The organism is Acinetobacter sp. NBRC 110496, from assembly GCF_000876115.1.
Lineage (GTDB): Bacteria > Pseudomonadota > Gammaproteobacteria > Pseudomonadales > Moraxellaceae > Acinetobacter.
Map to the genome: position 1 here is coordinate 26,301 of NZ_BBTF01000024.1, position 21,500 is coordinate 47,800.

At 43.3% G+C, this 21,500-nt stretch carries 20 protein-coding genes and 2 tRNA genes; 12 read left to right on the forward strand and 10 right to left on the reverse strand.

Annotated features, from left to right (window positions below):
- Window positions 1-54: 54 nt before the first annotated feature.
- On the reverse strand, window positions 55-885 hold the full coding sequence (locus Aba26S_RS12590; protein ID WP_043972405.1) for an AraC family transcriptional regulator: 831 nt from the start codon (window positions 883-885) through the stop codon (window positions 55-57).
- Between the two features lie 312 nt (window positions 886-1,197).
- On the opposite strand from Aba26S_RS12590, the gene Aba26S_RS12595 reads away from it, so the two are divergent.
- Entirely contained in the window at window positions 1,198-2,121 is a 924-nt protein-coding gene (locus Aba26S_RS12595; protein WP_043972408.1) for a DUF2167 domain-containing protein, read from the forward strand.
- Window positions 2,122-2,865, forward strand: a complete 744-nt coding sequence (locus Aba26S_RS12600; protein WP_043972411.1) for a hypothetical protein — start codon at window positions 2,122-2,124, stop codon at window positions 2,863-2,865.
- A 31-nt stretch (window positions 2,866-2,896) separates the two neighbouring features.
- On the opposite strand, the gene Aba26S_RS12605 is transcribed toward Aba26S_RS12600, so the two are convergent.
- A complete protein-coding gene (locus tag Aba26S_RS12605) occupies window positions 2,897-3,385 on the reverse strand; it encodes a hypothetical protein (protein ID WP_043972414.1) in 489 nt (162 codons plus the stop codon).
- A gap of 107 nt (window positions 3,386-3,492) precedes the next feature.
- The gene (locus Aba26S_RS12610; RefSeq protein ID WP_043972418.1) at window positions 3,493-5,844 is read right to left on the reverse strand and encodes a Tex family protein; all 2,352 of its coding nucleotides are present in this window, start codon (window positions 5,842-5,844) and stop codon (window positions 3,493-3,495) included.
- Between the two features lie 395 nt (window positions 5,845-6,239).
- On the opposite strand from Aba26S_RS12610, the gene ompR reads away from it, so the two are divergent.
- The 3 genes from ompR to Aba26S_RS12625 all read left to right on the forward strand — a co-directional run bounded on the left by ompR (window position 6,240) and on the right by Aba26S_RS12625 (window position 10,287).
- The gene (gene ompR, locus Aba26S_RS12615; protein ID WP_004657337.1) at window positions 6,240-7,004 is read left to right on the forward strand and encodes a two-component system response regulator OmpR; all 765 of its coding nucleotides are present in this window, start codon (window positions 6,240-6,242) and stop codon (window positions 7,002-7,004) included.
- 17 nt (window positions 7,005-7,021) lie between these two features.
- Entirely contained in the window at window positions 7,022-8,479 is a 1,458-nt protein-coding gene (locus tag Aba26S_RS12620; protein WP_005238291.1) for an ATP-binding protein, read from the forward strand.
- Window positions 8,480-8,772: 293 nt separating this feature from the next.
- Entirely contained in the window at window positions 8,773-10,287 is a 1,515-nt protein-coding gene (locus tag Aba26S_RS12625; protein WP_005275734.1) for an acetyl-CoA hydrolase/transferase family protein, read from the forward strand.
- A 47-nt stretch (window positions 10,288-10,334) separates the two neighbouring features.
- On the opposite strand, the gene Aba26S_RS12630 is transcribed toward Aba26S_RS12625, so the two are convergent.
- From Aba26S_RS12630 to Aba26S_RS12645, 4 genes are all read right to left on the reverse strand, one after another.
- Window positions 10,335-11,072, reverse strand: coding sequence for a class I SAM-dependent methyltransferase (locus tag Aba26S_RS12630; RefSeq protein ID WP_043972423.1), 738 nt, complete (start codon window positions 11,070-11,072; stop codon window positions 10,335-10,337).
- 97 nt (window positions 11,073-11,169) lie between these two features.
- Window positions 11,170-11,245 (reverse strand) — tRNA-Phe (locus Aba26S_RS12635).
- Window positions 11,246-11,385: 140 nt separating this feature from the next.
- A tRNA-Phe gene (locus Aba26S_RS12640) sits at window positions 11,386-11,461 on the reverse strand.
- Window positions 11,462-11,571: 110 nt separating this feature from the next.
- Window positions 11,572-11,949 (reverse strand): GNAT family N-acetyltransferase, encoded by a 378-nt coding sequence (locus Aba26S_RS12645; protein WP_005238285.1) that lies wholly within the window; start codon window positions 11,947-11,949, stop codon window positions 11,572-11,574.
- Between the two features lie 104 nt (window positions 11,950-12,053).
- On the opposite strand from Aba26S_RS12645, the gene hisB reads away from it, so the two are divergent.
- The 5 genes from hisB to hisA all read left to right on the forward strand — a co-directional run bounded on the left by hisB (window position 12,054) and on the right by hisA (window position 15,534).
- Window positions 12,054-12,647 carry an imidazoleglycerol-phosphate dehydratase HisB gene (gene hisB, locus Aba26S_RS12650; protein ID WP_000194096.1) on the forward strand — a complete coding sequence of 198 codons (594 nt, stop codon included), beginning with the start codon at window positions 12,054-12,056 and terminating at the stop codon, window positions 12,645-12,647.
- Window positions 12,647-13,264, forward strand: coding sequence for an imidazole glycerol phosphate synthase subunit HisH (gene hisH, locus Aba26S_RS12655; RefSeq protein WP_043972426.1), 618 nt, complete (start codon window positions 12,647-12,649; stop codon window positions 13,262-13,264). Before hisB ends, hisH begins: the two co-directional genes overlap by 1 nt.
- Before the next feature lie 176 nt (window positions 13,265-13,440).
- Window positions 13,441-13,974, forward strand: coding sequence for a DUF805 domain-containing protein (locus tag Aba26S_RS12660; protein ID WP_043972429.1), 534 nt, complete (start codon window positions 13,441-13,443; stop codon window positions 13,972-13,974).
- Between the two features lie 90 nt (window positions 13,975-14,064).
- On the forward strand, window positions 14,065-14,736 hold the full coding sequence (locus Aba26S_RS12665) for a 3'-5' exonuclease (RefSeq protein ID WP_043972431.1): 672 nt from the start codon (window positions 14,065-14,067) through the stop codon (window positions 14,734-14,736).
- 66 nt (window positions 14,737-14,802) lie between these two features.
- Window positions 14,803-15,534, forward strand: a complete 732-nt coding sequence (gene hisA / locus Aba26S_RS12670) for a 1-(5-phosphoribosyl)-5-[(5-phosphoribosylamino)methylideneamino]imidazole-4-carboxamide isomerase (RefSeq protein ID WP_005238277.1) — start codon at window positions 14,803-14,805, stop codon at window positions 15,532-15,534.
- A gap of 44 nt (window positions 15,535-15,578) precedes the next feature.
- On the opposite strand, the gene Aba26S_RS12675 is transcribed toward hisA, so the two are convergent.
- Window positions 15,579-16,130, reverse strand: a complete 552-nt coding sequence (locus Aba26S_RS12675; RefSeq protein WP_043972433.1) for a helix-turn-helix domain-containing protein — start codon at window positions 16,128-16,130, stop codon at window positions 15,579-15,581.
- Window positions 16,131-16,226: 96 nt separating this feature from the next.
- Between Aba26S_RS12675 and Aba26S_RS12680 the strand changes: the two genes are divergently transcribed.
- Window positions 16,227-17,135: a DMT family transporter gene (locus Aba26S_RS12680; protein WP_005238272.1), complete on the forward strand. Its 909-nt coding sequence runs from the start codon at window positions 16,227-16,229 to the stop codon at window positions 17,133-17,135.
- Window positions 17,136-17,193: 58 nt separating this feature from the next.
- Here the strand turns inward: Aba26S_RS12680 and Aba26S_RS12685 are convergent, their stop codons facing one another.
- A complete protein-coding gene (locus Aba26S_RS12685) occupies window positions 17,194-18,453 on the reverse strand; it encodes a monooxygenase (RefSeq protein ID WP_043972435.1) in 1,260 nt (419 codons plus the stop codon).
- 12 nt (window positions 18,454-18,465) lie between these two features.
- Complete coding sequence (locus Aba26S_RS12690; protein ID WP_043972438.1) at window positions 18,466-19,716, reverse strand: SfnB family sulfur acquisition oxidoreductase; 1,251 nt, start codon at window positions 19,714-19,716, stop codon at window positions 18,466-18,468.
- A 353-nt stretch (window positions 19,717-20,069) separates the two neighbouring features.
- Here Aba26S_RS12690 and Aba26S_RS12695 point away from each other — a divergent pair, with 353 nt between their 5' ends.
- Entirely contained in the window at window positions 20,070-21,470 is a 1,401-nt protein-coding gene (locus Aba26S_RS12695; protein ID WP_043972441.1) for an LLM class flavin-dependent oxidoreductase, read from the forward strand.
- Window positions 21,471-21,500 lie beyond the last annotated feature (30 nt).

A 21,500-nucleotide genomic window follows, 5' to 3' on the forward strand; every position in this document is an offset into this window, starting at 1 on the left:
GATCAGCAAACTATGCCAAAATTCGATCAATCAAAATTGTATAAAATTGCTGTTTTATTTGAGATACGCGATATATCCCCCGGGGGTAATGCCAAAAGTTTGACGAAAATGTCGGCTAAAATGACTTTGATCCGAGAAACCACATTGCTGCGACACTTCGGACAAATTCAGCCCTTGCCTTAAGAGTCTCTGTGATTTCTGCAAACGAGCCTGTATCAACCATGCATGCGGAGATAGTCCCACATATTTTTTAAATTGACGTAGAAAATGCCACTGGCTCAGATTGGCGATCGCAGCAAGTTCAGCCAAGGAAAATTCTTGTTCAGGCATACTCGCCATCAACTCTTTGATATTGAGTATGCGCTGCTTGGCGTTACTCAAATCCACGATTTGCGGTTTGACTTGGCTATACTTCGACACCAGCCATGCAATCGTAGACAAGAATAAGGTCTGCTTTAATAAGGTATTATTCTGTTGTTCCAGTAAATCAAACAGTAAACGAAATTGTTGCGCTAAACCTTCATCATGGAGTACTGCCTCTCTAAACCAAGGTGCTGTGCCGTGCACGGTAGTTAAATCACGTGTCAGCTCATAAAAGACTTCAGGGGTTGGATAGATTGCGCGATAACGCCAGCCTGTTTCTACCGCCGAAGATCCAGTATGCACTTCATCGGCATTGACCAGAATAATATCGCCCTGTGGTGCCACATGATTGCCCCCTGTGCGGTAGAAGCGTTGTGCACCCTCTTCAATTACACCGATGCAAAATCCTTCATGAACATGCCGTGAAAATTCCTGCTGATAGTAGCTAGCTTTCAGCATTTCCAGACCACCCAGTTCCTCTAGGTGTAAATAATCGACTTGTTCACGAGGTCTACGCGACATCACGACCTCCTTTAAATTTTTGCATCAAATCAGGTTAACCCAATTGAATCAGATTTATAGAATAAAATTGCTGTTTGTTCAAAACAAAGATCAATGGGGCTAAATAAACGCCGATGGCACACTCTGCATTTTTAAAGTTAAACCGATTCATTTAAATAAGGCCTCTATTTTAGATCATCGAAATCGCAGTAAATTAAACAGCAAAGCGTCGTTTAAATAGATTTAATTCTTAATCAAAATATTCTAAAATCCGCGCATAATTTATGCAATAAATTGTAATAAAACCAAAAGTTAAAAAATTGAGAGAAACAGATGTTAAATCCTTTGCACCCTAAAAAATTAATCCCTTTAAGTTATGCCATTGCACTGAGCCTTTCAGTAGTAGCAACCACAACCTTTCCAGCTGATGTATATGCTTCAGCATCCACAGAACAAACCAGCACAAATTCAGCTTCATCACTACATGCTGAACAAAATCCAATGGCCACATTAGATTGGCATTTAGGACCCAAGAAAGAAAATGTCGCTAATGTCGCAACCTTAAATACACTGAAAGACGAAGGATTTTTAGATCCTAAAAATGCAGATAAATTCCTAGAGTTAACAGGTAATTTAACCACAGGCAGCACTAATATTTTAGTCGCGCCTGATGATTCATGGTGGGCAACCTTTGATTTTGATCCAGCAGGATATGTGAAAGATGATGAGAAAATCGATGCCGATGCTTTATTAAAACAGATCAAAGATTCTGATGAATCTTCAAATGAAGAACGCGCACGTTTAGGTTATCCAAAACTGTATACCTTGGGTTGGGCCGTACCTCCCCATTATGACAACCAGACCAAACGTCTGGAATGGGCACTCAAAATCAAAGATCAGGACAATAACCAAGCAATTAACTATACCATTCGGATCTTGGGTCGTACCGGTGTAACCAGCGCGACCTTGGTGTCTGATGAAGAACATTTAACGCAAAATATTGGTGCGTTTAAAACCAGTTTAAAAGGCTTTGATTATAATTTTGGTGAGAAATATGCCGAATATCGTGAAGGCGATAAAGTCGCTGAATATGGTCTAGCCGCATTGATTGCAGGCGGTGCTGCAGTTGTCGCCACCAAAAAAGGCTTCTGGGCCGCCATTGCAGCCTTCTTTGCGGCTGCATGGAAATTTATTGCCGTGGGTGCGATTGCAGTCGGTGGCTGGGTTCGTTCTTTATTTAATAAAAATAAATCTTAAATGCACCTCGCTGTTGAACTACTGCTCACGATTGGGATAGTCGGGTTCTATATCTATGACTCGGCTTCTCTCTATTTTTATAATGAGTTCAATCTTCACAAAGGGATGCGATCTAGATTTAAATCGGAATTGATTTCAAGACAAATCAATGTCTTGCATAAATATCTGTTTATTCCAAACCTACTGTTATCGCATCAACTACTTTTTAAATGTGCATGGAAAATTAAAGATCCTGAGCCCAGTATTCATGCCCATGATCTGCTCCACATCAAAAATATCAGCCAGATATTAAAACCACTGCAAGGAATTAATATCTTGATCTTTATTCTGACCATTATTGTTTTGCCCTTATTGATGATATTTAAAGCAAACTATCTTGCAGTTGCGATCATCTTAGTGCTTATTTATAGCCTCAATCTTATTTCAATCCTTGTGGTGATGATAAAACGAAAAAGATTACAGCTCTCTAATTTTAAAATCATGCAGCTCTTATTGGATGCCTTATTATGCCCACCGTTTGCTTTAAACCTATTAAGAAAAATTAGTTTAAATTATCAGGCCAAAACGGATGGTATATTACTCGCCGCCCAAATACTCGATTTGCAGCAATATCAACGCCTATTGGATAATATTTTGCTGGATATCCAAGCATTAAAAATGGCGTCAAATGAACAGAACATCACGCAACTCGAACTAAGAGAACAACAACTTCTCCAGTTAAAAGCGTCAATTGAACAGCAATAAAATCCTCGCTCTGGAGGTCTTAAGCCACGGATTACTTTAATGATGCCGGAATATCAACGCGTCTTACCTCTTGACCATATTTGAGTCCTGAGTCTTTTTCCATGCGATAACAAACTTTGACATTGTCATAGGCATCTCGATAAGCATAGACACTGCCTTGAATGCACAATTGTGGCTGTTGAAGCGAAAATTGAATCAATGCAGGTTTCCCGTTTAATCCGCCTTTCTCATCTTTAAAGCCCAAGATTTCATCGCGTAATGGAAACACGATCCCAGTTTCGGCATCAATCACAACATAACGAATCGCTTGAGCCGATCCAACATTCAACAAAATTTTGGTTACATCAAAGTTTGGAGACTGCTTTGCCAAGGCGGATTTATATCGAGCAATATTTTGTTTGGAGCAAAAGTTAAAATCATCATAATCAAAGCGACAGTCAGCGGTTGCACGATAAGGAGCCTTGGCCAGTGCAGCACAACTTAAGCTTGAAAGTAGTAATAAAAGCAATATTTTTTTCATTTTCTGACCCTTTGATATGTTATGGCGAATAGCCTTTCTTCTATTCAAAAAATTAAAATAAAATCACTGAAAAAAAAGCCTCCGAAGAGGCTTTTTTAATATCTTGGTTATTTAGAACCTTTAATCCCTGCTTGTAATAACAAGGCACCTAAACCACCAATTTTTTGCTCTTGTGGTTTTTCAGATTTTGGCTTGTGCTGTTGCGGACGTTTATCCCCATCTTTACGTGGCGGACGTTGACCTTGTGGCTTACGCTCTGAACGTTCAGTACGATCTTGCGGTGGACGCTGCGAGCGAGCCGCCTTGGCTGGTGCAGCACCTTCGGCACGCATACTCAAATTCACGCGGTTACGTTCCACATCGACCTGCATGACACGGACTTGTACGATTTGACCTGGTTTGACCACTTTATGTGGATCAGCTACAAATTCATTTGCCAATTCAGAAATATGCACCAAACCATCTTGATGTACGCCCACATCGACGAATGCACCAAAGTTGGTGACATTGGTCACTACACCTTCAAGCTGTAGGCCTTCAGTCAACTGCGCAACTTCGGTAATGTCTTCACGGAATTTTGCAGTACGGAATTCTGGACGTGGATCACGACCCGGCTTTTCCAATTCAGCTAGAACATCTTGAATGGTTGGTAAACCAAATTTGTCATCGACAAATTCATCGGCTTTGACTTGGCGAATGATCTCAGTATTACCAATAATGTCTTTCACCGTTGTCGCTTTTGCTGCAACAATTTTTTCGACCAAACCATAACTTTCAGGATGAACGGCTGAAGCATCTAATGGCTCTGAACCATTTTGAACACGCAAGAAGCCCGCAGATTGTTCAAAAGTACGCTCACCTAAACGGGGTACTTTTTTCAATGCCTGACGGTTATCAAAACGACCATTTTCTTTACGGTATTCAACAATTTGCTGAGCAATCGACTTATTCAGACCCGCAATATAGGCCAAGATCGCAGGTGAGGCAGTATTCACGTCCACCCCCACGGCATTCACACAGTCTTCAACCACCGCATCCAGTGTTTTTGCCAGACCAGTTTGGTTGACGTCATGTTGATATTGACCCACACCAATTGATTTTGGATCGATTTTTACCAGTTCTGCCAACGGATCTTGTAAACGGCGTGCAATTGACACTGCACCACGAATCGATACATCCAGTTCAGGAAGCTCTTGTGAGGCCAGTTCACTTGCCGAATAAACCGATGCACCCGCTTCACTTACGGTAATACGCGTCAATTTGAGATCAGGATTGGCTGCCATCATTTCTGCAACCAATGCTTCGGTTTCACGACTTGCCGTTCCGTTACCAATCGCAATAAGTTCCACGTGGAACTCTCTGCATAAACGTGCAAGTTCCGCAAGTGAACCTTCTTTATCTTCTTTTGGTGCAAATGGATAGATGGTGCTATGTGCCAAGACATCGCCAGCATCGCTCACCACAGCAAGCTTTACACCTGTACGAATACCAGGGTCCACACCTAAGGTAGTACGGCTACCCGCAGGTGCTGAAAGTAATAAATGACGTAGGTTTTCAGCAAACACATCCATGGCTTCAGCTTCAGCAGCCAAACGTTTGTCGGTTAATAATGAATGTTCGATTTGTGGACGAATCTTACCCAACCAGAATAGTTTTGCGGTCTGTTTTAAATAATCCTGACGGCTTTGGGGTTGAGTTTGTTCAAGATTATATTCAGTCTCAATGCGAGCTAAAGGCGCTTCATCTTCGCCATCCACTTTCAAGCCCAAGACATTTTCTTGACGACCACGCAACATCGCCAACAAACGATGTGATGGCACTTTGTTCAGGTTTTCTGAAAACTCGAAATAATCACGGAACTTTTTGCCGACTTCTTTTTTCTCATCAGAAGCCACTGTACTTTTCAATACCGCAGTTTTAGCAAAAGTTTGTTTTAATTCAGTAGTTAAAGCAATATTTTGTGCCCAGTCATCAATCAGGATATGCTGAATTGCATCAAGCTGGCTTTCAACATCTGGATACTCTTCGTGGCTAAAGCCAGCCAAAGCTTCAGTTGGATCAACTTGCTCGCTAATAATTTTCTCAGCAATCGCACCCAGCCCTGCTTCTTTCGCTTTAAATGATTTACTGGTGCGTTTTGGACGGTATGGCGCATAAATTTCTTCTAATGCATTTTTGGTTTCTGCTGCATTCACACGCGCTAATAAATCATCGTTTAATTTATCTTGTTCTTGTAAAGATTGGATTACCTTCTCACGACGCTCATATAAATCACGTAAATAAGTTAAACGTGTATCGAGTTGACGTAATTGCGTATCGTCTAAGCCTTGCGTGACTTCTTTACGGTAACGTGCAATAAAAGGAACGCTGGCACCTTCATCAATTAAACGAATAGCAGCTTCTACTTGGTTTGGACGTACGGCAAGTTCATTTGCCAACTGCTGAACTAAGTCAGTCATCGTGATTGATTCCACAAGGGTTAAGTCTAAAAGCACTGATTATAAAGTTCATGGCTATAAAATCCACCATTGTTTTTTTGAATATTGTGTTTTAATCCTGTTTAACTTTTATTCAGCCTAGCAGAATTGTCGATTCAGTACCCAGCGCGCGCAAAAATCTCAGTCCTCAATCTTTTATGCAAATCTTTGAATGTTTCTAAAATACCAAGTTTTTTTCGCCTAAATATTGATAAATAGGTTGATTGTCATCATTTTGCCTGTATATATTTGGTATCTATCTCTTGATTTTATTGGCAATATTTGTTGCTTTATAACATAGCCAAAACTGTGCAATGAATCGTATACTTCTTTGCATTGCTGAAAGACGATGACAATAAACGATAAAGGAGCACATCATGAGTTTAGTTGTACCTGCTGAATCGACGGAAACCGTACACCATGAGACAGACCGAGTCGAACGCATTTTAGTGGTCGATGACGATGTGCGCTTGCGTACGCTTTTACAACGCTTCCTCGAAGATAAAGGTTTCGTGGTAAAAACTGCTCATGATGCAACACAAATGGACCGTTTACTGCAACGTGAACTGTTCTCGCTTATTGTGCTTGATTTCATGCTTCCCGTCGAAGATGGTTTAAGCATTTGCCGCCGTTTACGCCAATCCAATATCGATACACCAATCATTATGCTCACCGCTCGCGGTAGCGACTCTGACCGTATTGCAGGTTTAGAGGCAGGTGCTGACGATTACTTACCAAAACCGTTTAATCCGAACGAATTGCTGGCTCGTATCCGTGCAGTATTACGTCGTCAAGTTCGTGAAGTTCCAGGTGCACCAAGCCAACAAGTTGAAGTGGTCAGCTTTGGCCCCTGGTCTTTAGACCTATCCACGCGTACATTGACCCGTGAAGGTCAGGTGGTTACGCTAACAACAGGCGAGTTTGCTGTTCTGAAAGCTCTGGTTCAACATCCACGTGAACCGTTAACACGTGACAAACTGATGAATTTGGCACGTGGCCGTGAATGGGGTGCAATGGAGCGTTCAATTGACGTCCAAGTCTCTCGTTTACGTCGTTTAATTGAAGATAACCCTGCTCGTGCGCGCTATATCCAAACCGTTTGGGGTGTAGGCTACGTTTTTGTTCCAGATGGCGCAGAATAAGCTTAGGAAATTAAACGTTGAAACTTGAACCCATTGATCCACAAGAATTTACTGACTTCGCGGCTTATTCAGAAAGGCCTCGAACCCAATGGGAACGTTTTTTAGATAAAATCAAACCACGTTCCGCAGCCATGCGTACCACCATTTTGGTACTGTTCATGGTGTTCTTTAGTCTTTTTATGTCCTTGTGGTTCTTTTGGCGAACCCTCTATCTTCCAGAACTGCAGCAACATGCCCGTTATCTGGCGATTGAATTAGAACTGGTCAATAATCCAGACATCCGTATCCTGCATCGTGATAATGAAGTGGATGTCGACACGTGGCTCAAAAATCGGATTGGTATTGAATATATTACCGATCCAGCCGAATTCCCAAAAGTTGAAGACAAATTCCTCGCAGAACTGTTTACCAATCAGATTGAACAGAAGCTAGCTAACGAACTTGGTGTCAAAGACGTTACTGTTTATTTTAAATTTAAACCGATTCCTCGAATCTGGATTCAAACCCCGGAAATGAATGGTAACTGGGTACGAGAACCATTAAAAACCTATACCAACTATAGTGTTGAGCTGATCGCAGGTTGGCTCTTTGGTGTCCCAATTGTCTCTTCCATTATTATTTTAATTTTGGTTCGTCAAATGAACCGACCTTTGCGTCGCTTACAAAATACGGCCAATAATTACAGTAAGACAGGTAAAGCACCTTATTTAGATACCAATCATGGTCCACTCGAAATCCGTCAGGTGAACCAAGCCTTTAACCACATGGTCTATACGCTAGAGCAAACCGAACGTGATCGTCAGATTATGCTGGCAGGGATCTCGCATGACTTACGCACGCCACTTACGCGGATTCGTTTAACTGCTGAAATGCTCCCCGATGAGTTTTTCCGTGAAGGGCTGATTTACGATGTGGATGATATGGATGCAATTCTGAATCAGTTCATTTCCTATATGCGTGATGGTTCAGATGAAGAACTCACAGAGACCAATCTGAATACCCTATTGCAAGAACTGGTGGTGCAATTCAAACCACTGGATATTCGTTTTGAAGCACAAGAGTTACCGATCATTCCTGCACGTAGCTTGTCTTTAAAACGCCTGATTGCCAATCTGGTCAATAATGCCAAACGTTATGGTGCAGAACCGATTGAATTATCGGCCAGTCATGTCGACGACCATATTCTGATTACGGTAGCCGATCATGGCGAAGGGATTCCACCCGATCAGGTAGAAGAGTTAATGCAACCTTTTGTTCGTGGCAACTCAGCACGAACAATTCAAGGCAGTGGCCTGGGCCTAGCCATCGTGAAACGTATTGTAGATATTCATCAGGGGCAGATCAGCATCCGTAATCGTGATCAAGGTGGCCTAGAGGTGGTAATTTCTCTACCGATTCATGCTGCGACGCCTAGCGATGAACCACAAAATAATGCGATTGATAAGATCAAGCAAACCCTAACGGGGCATTTTTAAAGTTAGCTGATCAGCCGCGTCTGTCATGCCTGTTCGACTAAAGTCTGCAATCCAATGAATGCCGGATTGATAGCTTTGATTCGGTTTGCTGCTGATTCAAATCAAACAAACGCCCTGCCCTAAAGTGTCTTTCCTGTATAAATTCAAGCAAATATCACACAGAAAATAAGCAACTGAAAAGCAGGTGAATAAAGCGTATGCAGCTGTATTAGACCTTAGCCTTATTTCAATTCACTTTTCATGTTTTAGCGCTAAAATCCATAGCCAATGAAAAGCAATATTGAGAATGGATGATGTCTTTAAGTCGTATTCGTCTTGCAGCACTGCATGACAAAGTGATGAGTGCAGAGCAGGCAGCTCAGTTTATTAAAAATGATATGACGGTCGGTATGAGCGGTTTTACCCGTGCGGGCGAAGCCAAAGCAGTCCCACAAGCCTTGGTTGAACAAGCTAAAAAAAATCCGTTAAAAATCACATTAATTACCGGTGCAAGCCTCGGCAACGACTTAGACAAACAATTGACGGAAGCAGGTGTGCTTGCGCGTCGTATGCCATTCCAAGTCGACAATACCTTACGTCGTGCCATTAACAACGGCGAAGTAATGTTTATTGACCAGCATTTGTCCGAGACCGTTGAACAAATGCGTAATCAACAATTGAAACGCCCAGATGTGGCCGTGATTGAAGCAGTTGCGATTACTGAAGACGGTCACATCGTCCCAACTACCTCTGTCGGTAACTCAGCGAGTTTTGCCATTTTTGCCGAAAAAGTCATTGTTGAAATCAATACCTCACTCAGCGAAAACTTTGAAGGCTTACACGATATTTACATCCCCACTTATCGCCCAACCCGTACCCCGTTGCCTTTAACGCAAGTAGATGATCGTATTGGCTCAACAGCGATTCCAATTGATCCAGCAAAAATCGTGGGTATCGTCTTTAACGATACAGCTGATTCACCTTCAACCGTAACGGCACCTGATGCCGAGACTCAGGGTATTGCCAACCACCTGATCAAGTTCTTTGAACAGGAAGTCGCTGCAGGTCGTTTAGCGAAAAACCTTGGCCCATTACAAGCAGGAATTGGCTCAATTGCCAATGCAGTGCTTACTGGCCTGAAAGATTCAAATTTTGAAGATCTGGTCATGTATTCAGAAGTTCTTCAAGACTGTACCTTTGAATTGATTGACGCAGGTAAGATGAAATTCGCTTCTGGTAGCTCTATTACTTTATCGGCTCAATGTGGCGAACGTGTTTTTGGCAATCTTGAAAATTACAAAGACAAATTGGTGTTACGCCCGCAAGAAATTTCAAACCATCCTGAAATTGTGCGTCGTCTAGGCATTATCGGCATTAATACTGCACTTGAGTTTGACATCTATGGCAACGTGAACTCAACCCACGTTTGCGGTACCAAAATGATGAATGGTATCGGGGGGTCAGGTGACTTTGCCCGTAATGCACATCTTGCCATCTTTGTGACCAAATCGATTGCCAAAGGCGGTGATATCTCATCGATCGTGCCCATGGTGAGCCATGTTGACCACAATGAGCATGATGTTGACATTTTAGTGACTGAAGTCGGTCTTGCTGACCTACGCGGCTTAGCACCCCGTGAACGTGCGCGTGTGATTATCGATAACTGTGTGCATCCACTGTATCAAGGCGCACTCAACGATTACTTTGACCGTGCGTGTGAACGTGGCGGGCATACCCCACACATTCTACGTGAAGCACTGTCTTGGCATGCCAACTTTGAAGAAACAGGTCATATGTTAGCACGTGTGGATATTGCTAAATCGGCATAATCCCCTCTCTTCATAAAAAGCATGCTTCGGCATGCTTTTTTATTTTCCTATCCTGAAGTAGTTAGGCGCCCGACTCTGAGCAAAATTGGAAAGGTGACTCCAATGGGTTGCTGTTGCTGTAACAGCCCCTGTAAGCTCAGCAATGGGCTCTCATGCTGTTGATCTTGGTAATGCTTTACCGCAGACCAGGTATTTAAATAATCCCACAACTGCTGTCCTGTCCAGCGTAATTCAATCTGAAACGCCGGCATTGAAACTTCCTCAAAAGGAAATGGAATCGATTGATAATGCTCATCAATATAGCGCCGCTCTGTATCCCAGAAGCCGTTTAAGGTCTGATAATAAAGCTGTCGTATCCGATCATTCAAAAGCGCGTCATCAAGCGCTAATAAGCCATAACCAATCACTGCAATCACGCCTTCTGGTTTGAGCGTTCGTTTCACTTGTGCGTAGAATTTTTCAAAGTCAAACCAGTGAATCGCCTGCGCAACGGTAATCAAGTCAAAATAATGGTCTGGAAAAGTGCACTGCTCCGCCGCTTGCTGTAAATAGCTAACATTACTTAAGGCAGGCGCTTGATCGAGCTGGTTCTGGCTCAGGTCAGTTGCAATCACCTGTTGAAAATACGGTGCAATTAGCCGCGTTAATTGTCCTGAACCTGCGCCACAGTCCCACGTACAGTCAAAACCTTTGAGCTGTTTAATTAAGCTGTCTATGAGCGATTGTGGATAAGTCGGTCGCGCCTGTTGATAAAGTTCACTTTGCGCCGAAAACAGATCTTTCATGCGATGTTATTCTTCAATTCTTCTACTTGGCCCCAATATAGCAAAATATTGAAGCAATAAAAAAAGCCCCAAACTTTCGTTTGAGGCTTTTTGAATATGGTGGCGAGACCCAGGATCGAACTGGGGACACACGGATTTTCAATCCGTTGCTCTACCTACTGAGCTATCACGCCAATGGGGTGTATTAAGCCGTATCTCAGGGCAATAGTCAATAATTATCATGAGCTTTTGATTTGAATGCACATTTTTCACGCAATCAATTTTAAGGCAAAAAAAATCCCTGATGGGATCAGGGATTGAAAATACAAATTTATGGTGGCGAGACCCAGGATCGAACTGGGGACACACGGATTTTCAATCCGTTGCTCTACCTACTGAGCTATCACGCCAAAGTGGGCGTATTAAACAATGTTTGCCTAAGCCCGTCAAGCAAATTTGTGGGTTTTTCTCTTAAACGCTTAATTTTGCTGCAAAGGAGCAAGTAATACCCGATTAAGGCTTAGATTTTGCCAATATGCGATAAACAGCGATGGATGGCCCCACAACCCGGTTCAAACTGTTTAACCCCTTGCTCTTCTTCCATACGGCATACTTCTTCAACCAAGCGTTCTGCCACCCCACGCCCGCGATTGGCAGGATGTACCACAATATATTCCAAAACACGGCTTTCACCTTGTCCTGTTGCCCAAATTGCACCTATAATTTTGGTGTTAAATTCAGCGGTATAAACTGTGGTATATTGCTGTAGATTTTGTTCAAGTTGTTCCATTGCATCTTGCCCATCGCCAAACTCTGGGCTGGTATCGTAAAGTCGCTCGAGCTGAGTACGAATCCCTGAATCTTCCAGAGAACTGTAAGCATGTACGGTAATAGGCATTGATTAACCCTCCTGAGCAAACTATGATGCTGTCACTTTTTCGTCACAGCGAAACTATCGGTTTTTAATTCAATCATTTTTGACGTTTTTTGAGGAACGTGTCCATGACGCAACGTATCAGTGAAGTGGTAAGAAATACCAACGAAACAAAAATTCGAGTTCGTCTCAATCTCGATGGTACTGGTCAAGGCACACTCAACACTGGAGTTCCATTTTTAGACCATATGATTGATCAAATCAAGCGCCATGGTCTATTTGATATCGATATTCATTGTGATGGCGATCTGGAAATCGATGACCATCACACCGTTGAAGATTGCGGAATTACCTTGGGACAAGCCTTTGCACAAGCTTTGGGCGATAAAAAAGGCTTACGTCGCTATGGTCATTTCTATGCACCGCTAGATGAAGCATTGTCTCGTGTGGTGGTGGATCTGTCTGGTCGTCCAGGCTTATTCATGGATATTCCATTTACCCGTGCCCGGATCGGTACGTTTGATGTCGATTTATTTTCAGAGTTCTTCCAAGGTTTTGTCAATCACGCACTGATGACATTGCATATTGATAACCTAAAAGGCAAAAACAGTCACCACCAGATTGAAAGTGTATTTAAAGCCTTGGCACGTGCATTGCGTATGGCCTGTGAAATTGATCCACGAGCAGAAAACACCATTGCTTCAACCAAAGGTAGTTTGTAATGACCCGGATTGCTTTACTTGATTATGGCATGGGTAACCTGCACTCTGCGGCAAAAGCGCTAGAGCATGTCGGGGCGACAGTAGACGTGACCAATGATCCTAAACTCATTGCCAAAGCTGATAAGATTGTGTTTCCAGGTGTAGGCGCAATGCGTGACTGCATGCAAGGTATGCGTGAAGCAGGTATTGATGAGGTGGTGCGTCAGGCAGCCTTCAACAAGCCTGTTCTGGCAATTTGTGTAGGTATGCAAGCCCTCCTGCAAAGCTCGGAAGAAAATGGCGGTGTTGATGCGCTTGGTATTTTCGATGGTGTGGTTAAACATTTCCCTGAAATTCCGAATTTAAAAGTGCCACACATGGGCTGGAACCAAGTGCATCAACTTGATCCAAGTCATCCGATGTGGAATAACATTGAGCAAGATGCGCGTTTCTATTTTGTGCACAGCTATTATGTCGAGCCTAAAGATGTAGCTGTTACCGCTGCAACTTGCGATTATGGTCTAAATTTCTGCACCGCGATTCACAAAGACAATTTGTTTGCGACCCAGTTCCATCCTGAAAAAAGTCATACCGCTGGTTTGCAGTTGTTAAAGAATTTTGTGGAATGGAAGATTTAACTTTCTACTAGAACCCAAAACCATCGATCCAAAATCAAGCCAATCAATATTGGCTTGATTTTTTTTTAATTCTTCTTTTCTATTTATTTTCAATACTATTTTGCTTATCATGCAAGCGATTTGAATAAAAACCAAACAGCGTATCCTTAAAAAATTAATCAATATAGGAACTTAAAATGACCGCTAATTTTCAAGCCAATGATTCAGGTTTTAGCGCAAATGGGCGTTTTGGCAGACTCTCTTATTTAGGCTGGAATATGCTCCTTGGACTTTCCATGTTGGTCCTTGGTATTATTGCTGCGTTCTTCATGCCTGCGTTTAGTAATTCTTCTACAGGTATTTTGGTCTACCTCTTAGGTGGCGTTTTTATCATTATTTATATCGCCGTCCTCTACTACAGTTTTATTTTCTCTATCCGTCGCCTACATGATCGAAATCAAACAGGATGGTTATCACTTTTAATGCTGATTCCACTGGTGAATTTCTTGTTTTTTATTTATTTAAGTTGTGCAAAAGGAGATGAGAATACAAATAATTATGGCGCTCCCCGTATTACACAGGGCTGGGAAAAAGTTTTAGCCTGGATCTACATCATCCTGATTCCAATTAGTATGTTAATTCTCGCGGCGACTGCCATTCCTGCTTACCAAAATTACATCCAGAAAAGTCAGCAACTGCAATTTGAACAGCAACATCCTTATGCCGAATAAATATTTCGCAGGGCAATAAGCCAAGTATTCTCACTTGGCTTTTACATTTCCATAAAACCGTTTAAGCTCAGATAAATGACTTGGTTTTAAATGCAGATGGATACCCCCAAACACCTCCCCCTCCCCGTAACCAAAGAATACATCCGTAGTTTGTCTGTATTTGCAAACCTCGCCACTGAAAACATTCTGGTTATCCAAACCCTTGAGCAATGTCTAGCACTGCAAGCTGAACTCGATGCCATCCAGATCTTTGGTTTCGACACCGAGTCTAAACCCACCTTTAAAGTCGGTGAACAATCGACAGGCCCTCACCTGATCCAGCTTGCCACACCGCATAAAGCTTATTTGTTTCAGGTTAGCGCTGAAATTTTGGATTTTCTTCGTCCCATTCTCGAAAATGAACAACAACTCAAAGTCGGTTTTGGGTTGAAAAATGATGCTCATATCTTTCGTCGTAAAGGCATTCATCCCAATGCCATGATTGATCTGTCCAAGAGCTTTGCAAGTTTTGGTTATCGCAGCCAAGTCGGTACTCAAACGGCAATCGCTCTGCTTTTCCAGCGCTATTTCGCCAAGAGTAAAAAAATCAGTACATCCAACTGGTCGCTTAAATATCTGAGTCCGCAACAAATCCATTATGCCGCAGCAGATGCCTACGCTGCGCGACTGTGCTTTGAGCAACTGTATCAGCAACAATTGCTGACGCCTCAATTACAACAACAAATCATGCAAATACTGGCAGGTTCAGCAGACAAGGCTTAGCGATTGATCAATACTTTGCTAATATGTAGCCAATTTAAACTCTATGATGATGCAAGGAGCGAAAGCATGCTAATCATCCCAGCAATTGACCTGAAAGATGGTAAATGTGTCCGTTTGAAGCAAGGACGTATGGAGGACGATACCGTTTTCTCTGAAGACCCTGTAGCAACTGCACAGCATTGGGTGGATGAAGGCGCACGTCGTTTACATTTAGTCGATTTAAATGGTGCTTTCGCAGGTACGCCAATTCACAAACCCGTGGTCGAAGCAATTGCACGTGCACAACCTGAACTTCCAATTCAGATTGGGGGTGGTATCCGTTCGCTTGAAACCATCGAACACTATTTGGAAGCAGGCGTTTCTTTCGTGATTATCGGAACCAAGGCGGTGAAAGAGCCTGAGTTTGTTGAAGAAGCATGTAAACGCTTCGCAGGCCATATCATTGTTGGTATTGATGCCATCAATGGCATGGTGGCAACCGATGGTTGGGCCAATGTTACTGATGTAAAAGCCACTGACCTTGCCAAACGTTTTGCAGATGCAGGTGTCTCCAGCATCGTGTATACCGATATTGCACGTGACGGCATGATGCAAGGTGTGAACGTGGAACAAACCGTGAACCTGGCCAACTATTCAGGTCTGCCTGTGATTGCTTCTGGCGGCGTCACCAATCTAGATGATGTACGTCATTTAAAAGGCAAAAAAGGTATTTTAGGTGCCATTACTGGTCGTGCTATCTATGAAGGCACATTGAACCTACGTGAAGCACAATTATTGCTGGATGAAGACCGCCTCTAAGCAGTTTGGTCTATGAAGTTACCTACACGGGTAACTTCTTTGCCTTAATACAGTACATTGCGAATAAATTTTAAAGGCTGTTTCGAACGGTTGGCATAACAATACTGAATAGAGCTCTCAAATAAAGTCGACTCGCCAGCCTGAAGCACACGATTTTCATGTTCAAACGAAATCGTCAACTCTCCCTCCACCACATAAATCAACTCCTGCCAACCTTTTTGATCTGGCTCAGCCTGATAGACCTCACCCACAGCCAGCGACCATGTCCATAATTCAGCCTGTGTTCGAGTCGGCACCGCTGCCAAAAGTGTGGCATGGCTTTCAGCTTGTTGACCTTGCCAAGCCAAGGTGTTAACAACGGCAGATTCACTCAGCTCAGATGGGCTGACCAACTTTTTAAAGTCGACGGCTAATGCAATCGCAATTGCATCAAGCTTAGCCAGACTAATATTGACTTGACCGGTTTCCAGAGCGGCTATGGTACGGCGACTCACACCCGCTCGATCTGCTAAATCTTGCTGGCTGAGCTGACGTTCCGTACGAAAAAGACGAATATTCTGCCCAACATATTGCAATACGGTCTCTGAATGACTCATTCATTCCCACAGAGAAAATAAAAAACATGCGCAATATATTGCACAAAACCAATAAGCAATGCAATATGTGCAGTATATTGCACTTTACTCACAAGGATGGCTACATTGACCGCTTTATCTCAATCTCCTAAAGCCGCACAACTCGCACTTATTTTGATTACCATGATTTGGGGTGGCACTTTTTTAGCCGTCCAATATGCCCTGAATTTTAGTAGTCCGATGTTTTTTGTCGGCTGTCGTTTTGCAGTCGCGGCTTTGGCAATCTTTCTAATCTCGATTAAATCCATGCGTGGCCTAACCCTAAAAGAGAGCTTGGCAGGTACCGCCATCGGGATTGTAATTGCGATTGGCTATGGCACTCAAACCATTGGCCTACAAAGCATTCTGAGTAGCGAATCCGCCTTTCTCACTGCGCTGTACGTGCCCTTAGTGCCCATTTTAATGTGGGTGATCTTCCAAAAGATGCCGTCTATGATGACTTGGGTCGGCACGGCACTGGCCTTTACCGGTTTAATCTTGTTAACAGGTAATGGCTTTTCCAGTATTAACTTTAGTTATGGTCAAGTACTGACACTGATTTGTGCTTTTGTGATTGCACTCGAAATTATCCTGATTGGTTATTTCGCGGGGAAAGTCAATCTAAGACGGGTCACGGTGATTCAGTTGGCCGTGGCCTCATTGCTTTCATTTGCCAGTATGCCTTTGGTAGGTGAACACCGTATCCCTGATTTTTCATGGGAATTGCTGATTATTGCCGTGGCATTAGGCTTAGCCAGTGCGTTAATTCAGTTTGTGATGAACTGGGCACAGCGTATGGTCGATCCAACCCGTGCTGCGATTATTTATGCGGGTGAACCGGTTTGGGCAGGTGTCATCGGGCGTATTGCGGGGGAACGTTTACCCTTATTGGCCTTATTTGGAGGATTGTTGGTGGTACTGGGCGTATTCGTCAGCGAATTAAAATTTAAATTCTTTGCGAAGCAACAACTGCCAGAAAATAAATAAATAAATATCGGAAAACGCACAATAGTTTTCATTCAATACCACTACTGTGCGCTGATCACTAAACCGGGACTTGTTTTTGATTCGCCGCAACAGGACTATTGCCAATCTGCCAGACATAAGGCAAAGGTGCCTGATTCACTTCCCAGTCTCCAATCACTTTCTGTTTATACACCAATGGATTGTGTGAAGCGATCACACGCGCATTGCGCCAAAAACGGTCTAATTGCTTGTCGGTGCTACTGGCCGATGCCCCCAAGGCATTAAACAGCTCAGTGCTCAAATTGAGTACCAATTCCGCAATCACCACCTGACCTTGCGCCGATACTAATTCAGCATGCTCATTGGCCGCTAACTCCAGCTGTTGATCATTCTGAAAATGCTGTAAATATGCTGCATCTAAGGCTTCCGCAGTGTTAAGTGCAATAGTTTGCGCCGCATAAGCCTGTGCAGAAGCTTTACCAATCACTTGCAGGATTTGAGCATCGTCACGGACCAAACTGGCATTGCCATGACTATAGATTCGGGTTCGTTGACGCACTTCCTGCTTAAAGTTCTGTACTGCACTTTGCGCAATACCCGCCAGAGTGGCTAGATGAACCACTTGATAAAAGGCAGTTTGGTATTTAAAGCGGTTTTCAAACACCAGAATATGATCTCGAGCAATCTCTACATTGTTTAAGCTCAGTGTACCGCTGCCCGTAGTTTTTTGCCCAAAGCCATCCCAATCATCCACAACATCAATGCCTTCAGCTTGAGTAGAGACTGCAGCAATCACATGCTGATGAGTGGTTTCATCCAAAGCGAACAGATCAATCCAATCCGCAAAAATCGTACCTGTAGAATAATACTTCTGACCATTGATACGGAGCATGCCATCTTGCGCTGCCGTGACACGAGTCGCCACATCCCCGATTTCGACTTGACCAATTTCGGTCCATGCATTCCCCACGATTTCACCACGGACAAAGCGCTCAAACCATAAAGTCTGAGCTTCAGTTTTCTGAGCATTTAAACGGTCTTCGACAAAGGCAAAATGACCGCGTAAGGCCTGCACTACATTGGAGTCGGCCTGAGCTAGTTCAATTAATAACTGGAACAGTTGCTTTTGCGAAACCCCATCACCACCAAAAGCAACTGGCACTCGTACCGCACCAAAGCCTGCCTGTTTTAACCATTGAATCGGTTCATAGGGCAATGTTCGGTTTTTTTCCCGTGCTAAAGCACCTGCTGCAATGCGCTGAAAAATCGGACGGAACTTCGCCGCCACCTGTTCATAATGTGCACCCAAGGCAAGATTTTGATTACTTTGACTTGTCATAATATTGCCCTCTTAGCTCCAGGCGTGACGTGGCAGCGCCACACCATTTAAATAATAATTCCCCACCAGATTAAACTTCCAACGTACGGGATCATGTAGGGTATGGGTTCGTGCATTACGCCAATGCCGATCCAGATTCAACTCCGATAAGGTGGAACGGGTACCAGACAGCTCAAATAATTTATTGGCCGCCAACAATGCAATTTCAGTGGTCAGCACTTTCGATTCAGCCGTCAGTAAGGTCGCTTCGGCTACAGTGTCTTCAGTCGGATCTGCTAAAGCACGATCAATGGCTTCGCCTGCCAAGGCTAAAACCGCCTCTGCTGCACGCAGTTTAATTTTCAATTCACCGATATTGCTAATGGTATAAGGGTCTTGGCTGGCATGTTCCACACCTGAGTCAATCCAAGGGCGGGCATGCTCGCGCACATAGCGAATGGTTTCTTCAATGGCCCCGCGTGCAATCCCCGCATCCACAGCAGATTGAATAATTTGCGAAATGGCACCTGCTGCGGTGGGGCGTTCAAAAGCCTGATAAATCGGCACCACATATTTTAAATCGACTCGCACCTGATCCAGCTGCACGCTGCCACTGGCGGTGGTGCGCTGACCAAAACTGCTCCAGTCATTCACGATGGTCAATCCAGACGTATGTTGCGGCACCAGTGCAGCAAATACTTTGCCATCATCACTGACCGCAACCACAGGAATCCAGTGGGCCAATAAAGCCCCCGTGGCAAAGAATTTCTGACCATTAATCACCGCATAATTATCATGAAATTCGATTTTGGTGGTCAGATCTGCCACGGTTTTCGAGTTTTTCTCAGAAAATGCATTGCCTAAGCGCTTACCTTGCAGCACTTGTGTAAAGAAGAATTGCTGCTGTTCTAGTGAGGCATCCAAACGGATATGTTCTAAGAAGGCCCAATGATTTTGGGCAATTTGCCCTAAAGATGAATCTGCACTGGAAATAATGGTCACCACCTCAGCAAGAGTTTTATAACTCACCCCTGCACCCCCGAACTGTTTCGGAATATTGATGCCCCACAGACCAGAGGCTGAATATTGCTGGATTTCTTGCAAGGGCAGCTTGCGTTCATGGTCACGCTTTGCCGCATCTTTGGCAAAAGCAGCCGCTACCCGATGCGCCACAGCAATCGCTTCTTGATCAGAAGCAATCACATGTGCTGGCGTATTATTCAAGTAAAAATCTTGTGGAATACTCTGTGCATCTTCCAGTTTTATTTCTATTTTTGAGGTCATTATAAATACTCATTTTTCAGTTATAAAAATAAACTAGCACTATTTTTATTGCCTATTTATAAGTTAAATTTAGAAACAAATCTTTTTATTTTAAATAACCTTCATCTGCCACTTATTTTTAAAAATATTCATTTAAAATCAATAGATAAATAACATTTATAGAACTCCCCTCCACCAGAGCGCCCTCACTTTTATACAAAAACAACCTTTTGAATTTAATTGGAAATAACCACAAAAATAAAAGATCGGCATGCAATCCAAAATATTCATGATAAACATTGATTTTTTTATGATTAATCAATTCGATCTTTTTTAATTAACATCAATAAAAAGATTTAATTTAGTAAAGACCAATGACCAAGAAAATTAGATTTAATGCCTTTGAAATGAACTGTATTGCACATCAATCACCTGGATTGTGGCGTCACCCTTTGGATCGCTCAACTGAATATAAAGATCTTGAGTATTGGACCGATTTGGCCAAAATCTTAGAGCGTGGCAAGTTTGATGGTGTGTTTATAGCAGATGTTTTAGGCATTTATGATGTTTACCATCAATCCGCTGAACATGCGCTCACAGGTGCTGTGCAAGTTCCGGTCAATGATCCTTTGCAAATCGTGCCTGCTATGGCAGCCGTGACCCAACATTTGGGCTTCGGCCTCACCACCTCGATTTCTTTTGAACACCCATATCCTTTTGCACGGCGCATGAGTACCTTGGATCATCTGACCAAAGGTCGTATCGGCTGGAATATTGTCACTTCCTACCTTGAAAGTGGTTCAAAAAACTTAGGGCTTAAAACCCAAGTCAGCCATGATCAACGTTATGACATCGCCGATGAATATTTAGAGGTTCTCTATAAGCTTTGGGAAGGCTCTTGGGAACAAGATGCGGTGTTGCGTGATAAAGAGCGCGGTATTTTTGCAGACCATCGTAAAGTCCATCCGATCAATCATCAAGGTCAGTATTTTAGCGTTCCCGGCATTCATATTTGCGAACCGTCACCGCAACGCACCCCTGTACTCTATCAAGCAGGTGCCTCTAGTCGCGGCCAGTTATTTGCCAGTCAAAATGCCGAATGTGTGTTTATTTCTGCCCCCACTAAAGCTGCCGTGAAAAAACTGGTACAAGGCATTCGCTCCAACCTAGTTGAACAAGGCAAAGATCCCCATTCGGTTTTGATCTACACCATGCTGTCGATTGTGGTGGATGAAAGCGATGCCAAGGCCCAAGCAAAATTTAAAGACTATCAGAGCTATGCCAGTTATCACGGTGGACTCACTTTAGCCTCGGGCTGGTCGGGTGTCGATTTTTCGCAATTCCATGCCGAAGACAAAGTTGAATATATTCATACCGATGCGATTCAATCGATGCTCGATTCTTATGTCAAAGCCGACCCCAATCGAGTTTGGACCATTGAAGAGATCGCCAAATTTATTAGTATCGGTGGCAATGGTCCGATACTGGTCGGCTCGGCTGCAACTGTGGCCGATCAACTGCAAGCATGGGCGGAAGAAACCGATATTGATGGCTTTAACTTGGCCTATATTTTGGCGCATCAAAGCTTTGAAGATGTGGTGGAATATTTGGTGCCTGAGTTGCAACAACGCGGTGTCTATGCAACTGAGTATGCTGCAGGAACACTACGTGAGAAACTGTTTGGTCAAGGTCCGCTACTGACAGAACCACACCGTGGGGCAGGCTATCGCTCTCTTTCAACAACGAAAGCCGTCAATCATCCAGAACTCGCTTAGTGCTTTACTGCCCCAAGCGAGTGCTGATCG

Bases quoted from the DNA above. Each gene is read 5' to 3' on its own strand.
- Aba26S_RS12590 (WP_043972405.1), bottom strand. From the start codon at position 885: ATGTCGCGTAGACCTCGTGAACAAGTCGATTATTTACACCTAGAGGAA.
- Aba26S_RS12595 (WP_043972408.1), top strand. From the start codon at position 1,198: ATGTTAAATCCTTTGCACCCTAAAAAATTAATCCCTTTAAGTTATGCC.
- Aba26S_RS12600 (WP_043972411.1), top strand. From the start codon at position 2,122: ATGCACCTCGCTGTTGAACTACTGCTCACGATTGGGATAGTCGGGTTC.
- Aba26S_RS12605 (WP_043972414.1), bottom strand. From the start codon at position 3,385: ATGAAAAAAATATTGCTTTTATTACTACTTTCAAGCTTAAGTTGTGCT.
- Aba26S_RS12610 (WP_043972418.1), bottom strand. From the start codon at position 5,844: ATGACTGACTTAGTTCAGCAGTTGGCAAATGAACTTGCCGTACGTCCA.
- ompR (WP_004657337.1), top strand. From the start codon at position 6,240: ATGAGTTTAGTTGTACCTGCTGAATCGACGGAAACCGTACACCATGAG.
- Aba26S_RS12625 (WP_005275734.1), top strand. From the start codon at position 8,773: ATGTCTTTAAGTCGTATTCGTCTTGCAGCACTGCATGACAAAGTGATG.
- Aba26S_RS12630 (WP_043972423.1), bottom strand. From the start codon at position 11,072: ATGAAAGATCTGTTTTCGGCGCAAAGTGAACTTTATCAACAGGCGCGA.
- Aba26S_RS12645 (WP_005238285.1), bottom strand. From the start codon at position 11,949: ATGCCTATTACCGTACATGCTTACAGTTCTCTGGAAGATTCAGGGATT.
- hisB (WP_000194096.1), top strand. From the start codon at position 12,054: ATGACGCAACGTATCAGTGAAGTGGTAAGAAATACCAACGAAACAAAA.
- hisH (WP_043972426.1), top strand. From the start codon at position 12,647: ATGACCCGGATTGCTTTACTTGATTATGGCATGGGTAACCTGCACTCT.
- Aba26S_RS12660 (WP_043972429.1), top strand. From the start codon at position 13,441: ATGACCGCTAATTTTCAAGCCAATGATTCAGGTTTTAGCGCAAATGGG.
- Aba26S_RS12665 (WP_043972431.1), top strand. From the start codon at position 14,065: ATGCAGATGGATACCCCCAAACACCTCCCCCTCCCCGTAACCAAAGAA.
- hisA (WP_005238277.1), top strand. From the start codon at position 14,803: ATGCTAATCATCCCAGCAATTGACCTGAAAGATGGTAAATGTGTCCGT.
- Aba26S_RS12675 (WP_043972433.1), bottom strand. From the start codon at position 16,130: ATGAGTCATTCAGAGACCGTATTGCAATATGTTGGGCAGAATATTCGT.
- Aba26S_RS12680 (WP_005238272.1), top strand. From the start codon at position 16,227: ATGGCTACATTGACCGCTTTATCTCAATCTCCTAAAGCCGCACAACTC.
- Aba26S_RS12685 (WP_043972435.1), bottom strand. From the start codon at position 18,453: ATGACAAGTCAAAGTAATCAAAATCTTGCCTTGGGTGCACATTATGAA.
- Aba26S_RS12690 (WP_043972438.1), bottom strand. From the start codon at position 19,716: ATGACCTCAAAAATAGAAATAAAACTGGAAGATGCACAGAGTATTCCA.
- Aba26S_RS12695 (WP_043972441.1), top strand. From the start codon at position 20,070: ATGACCAAGAAAATTAGATTTAATGCCTTTGAAATGAACTGTATTGCA.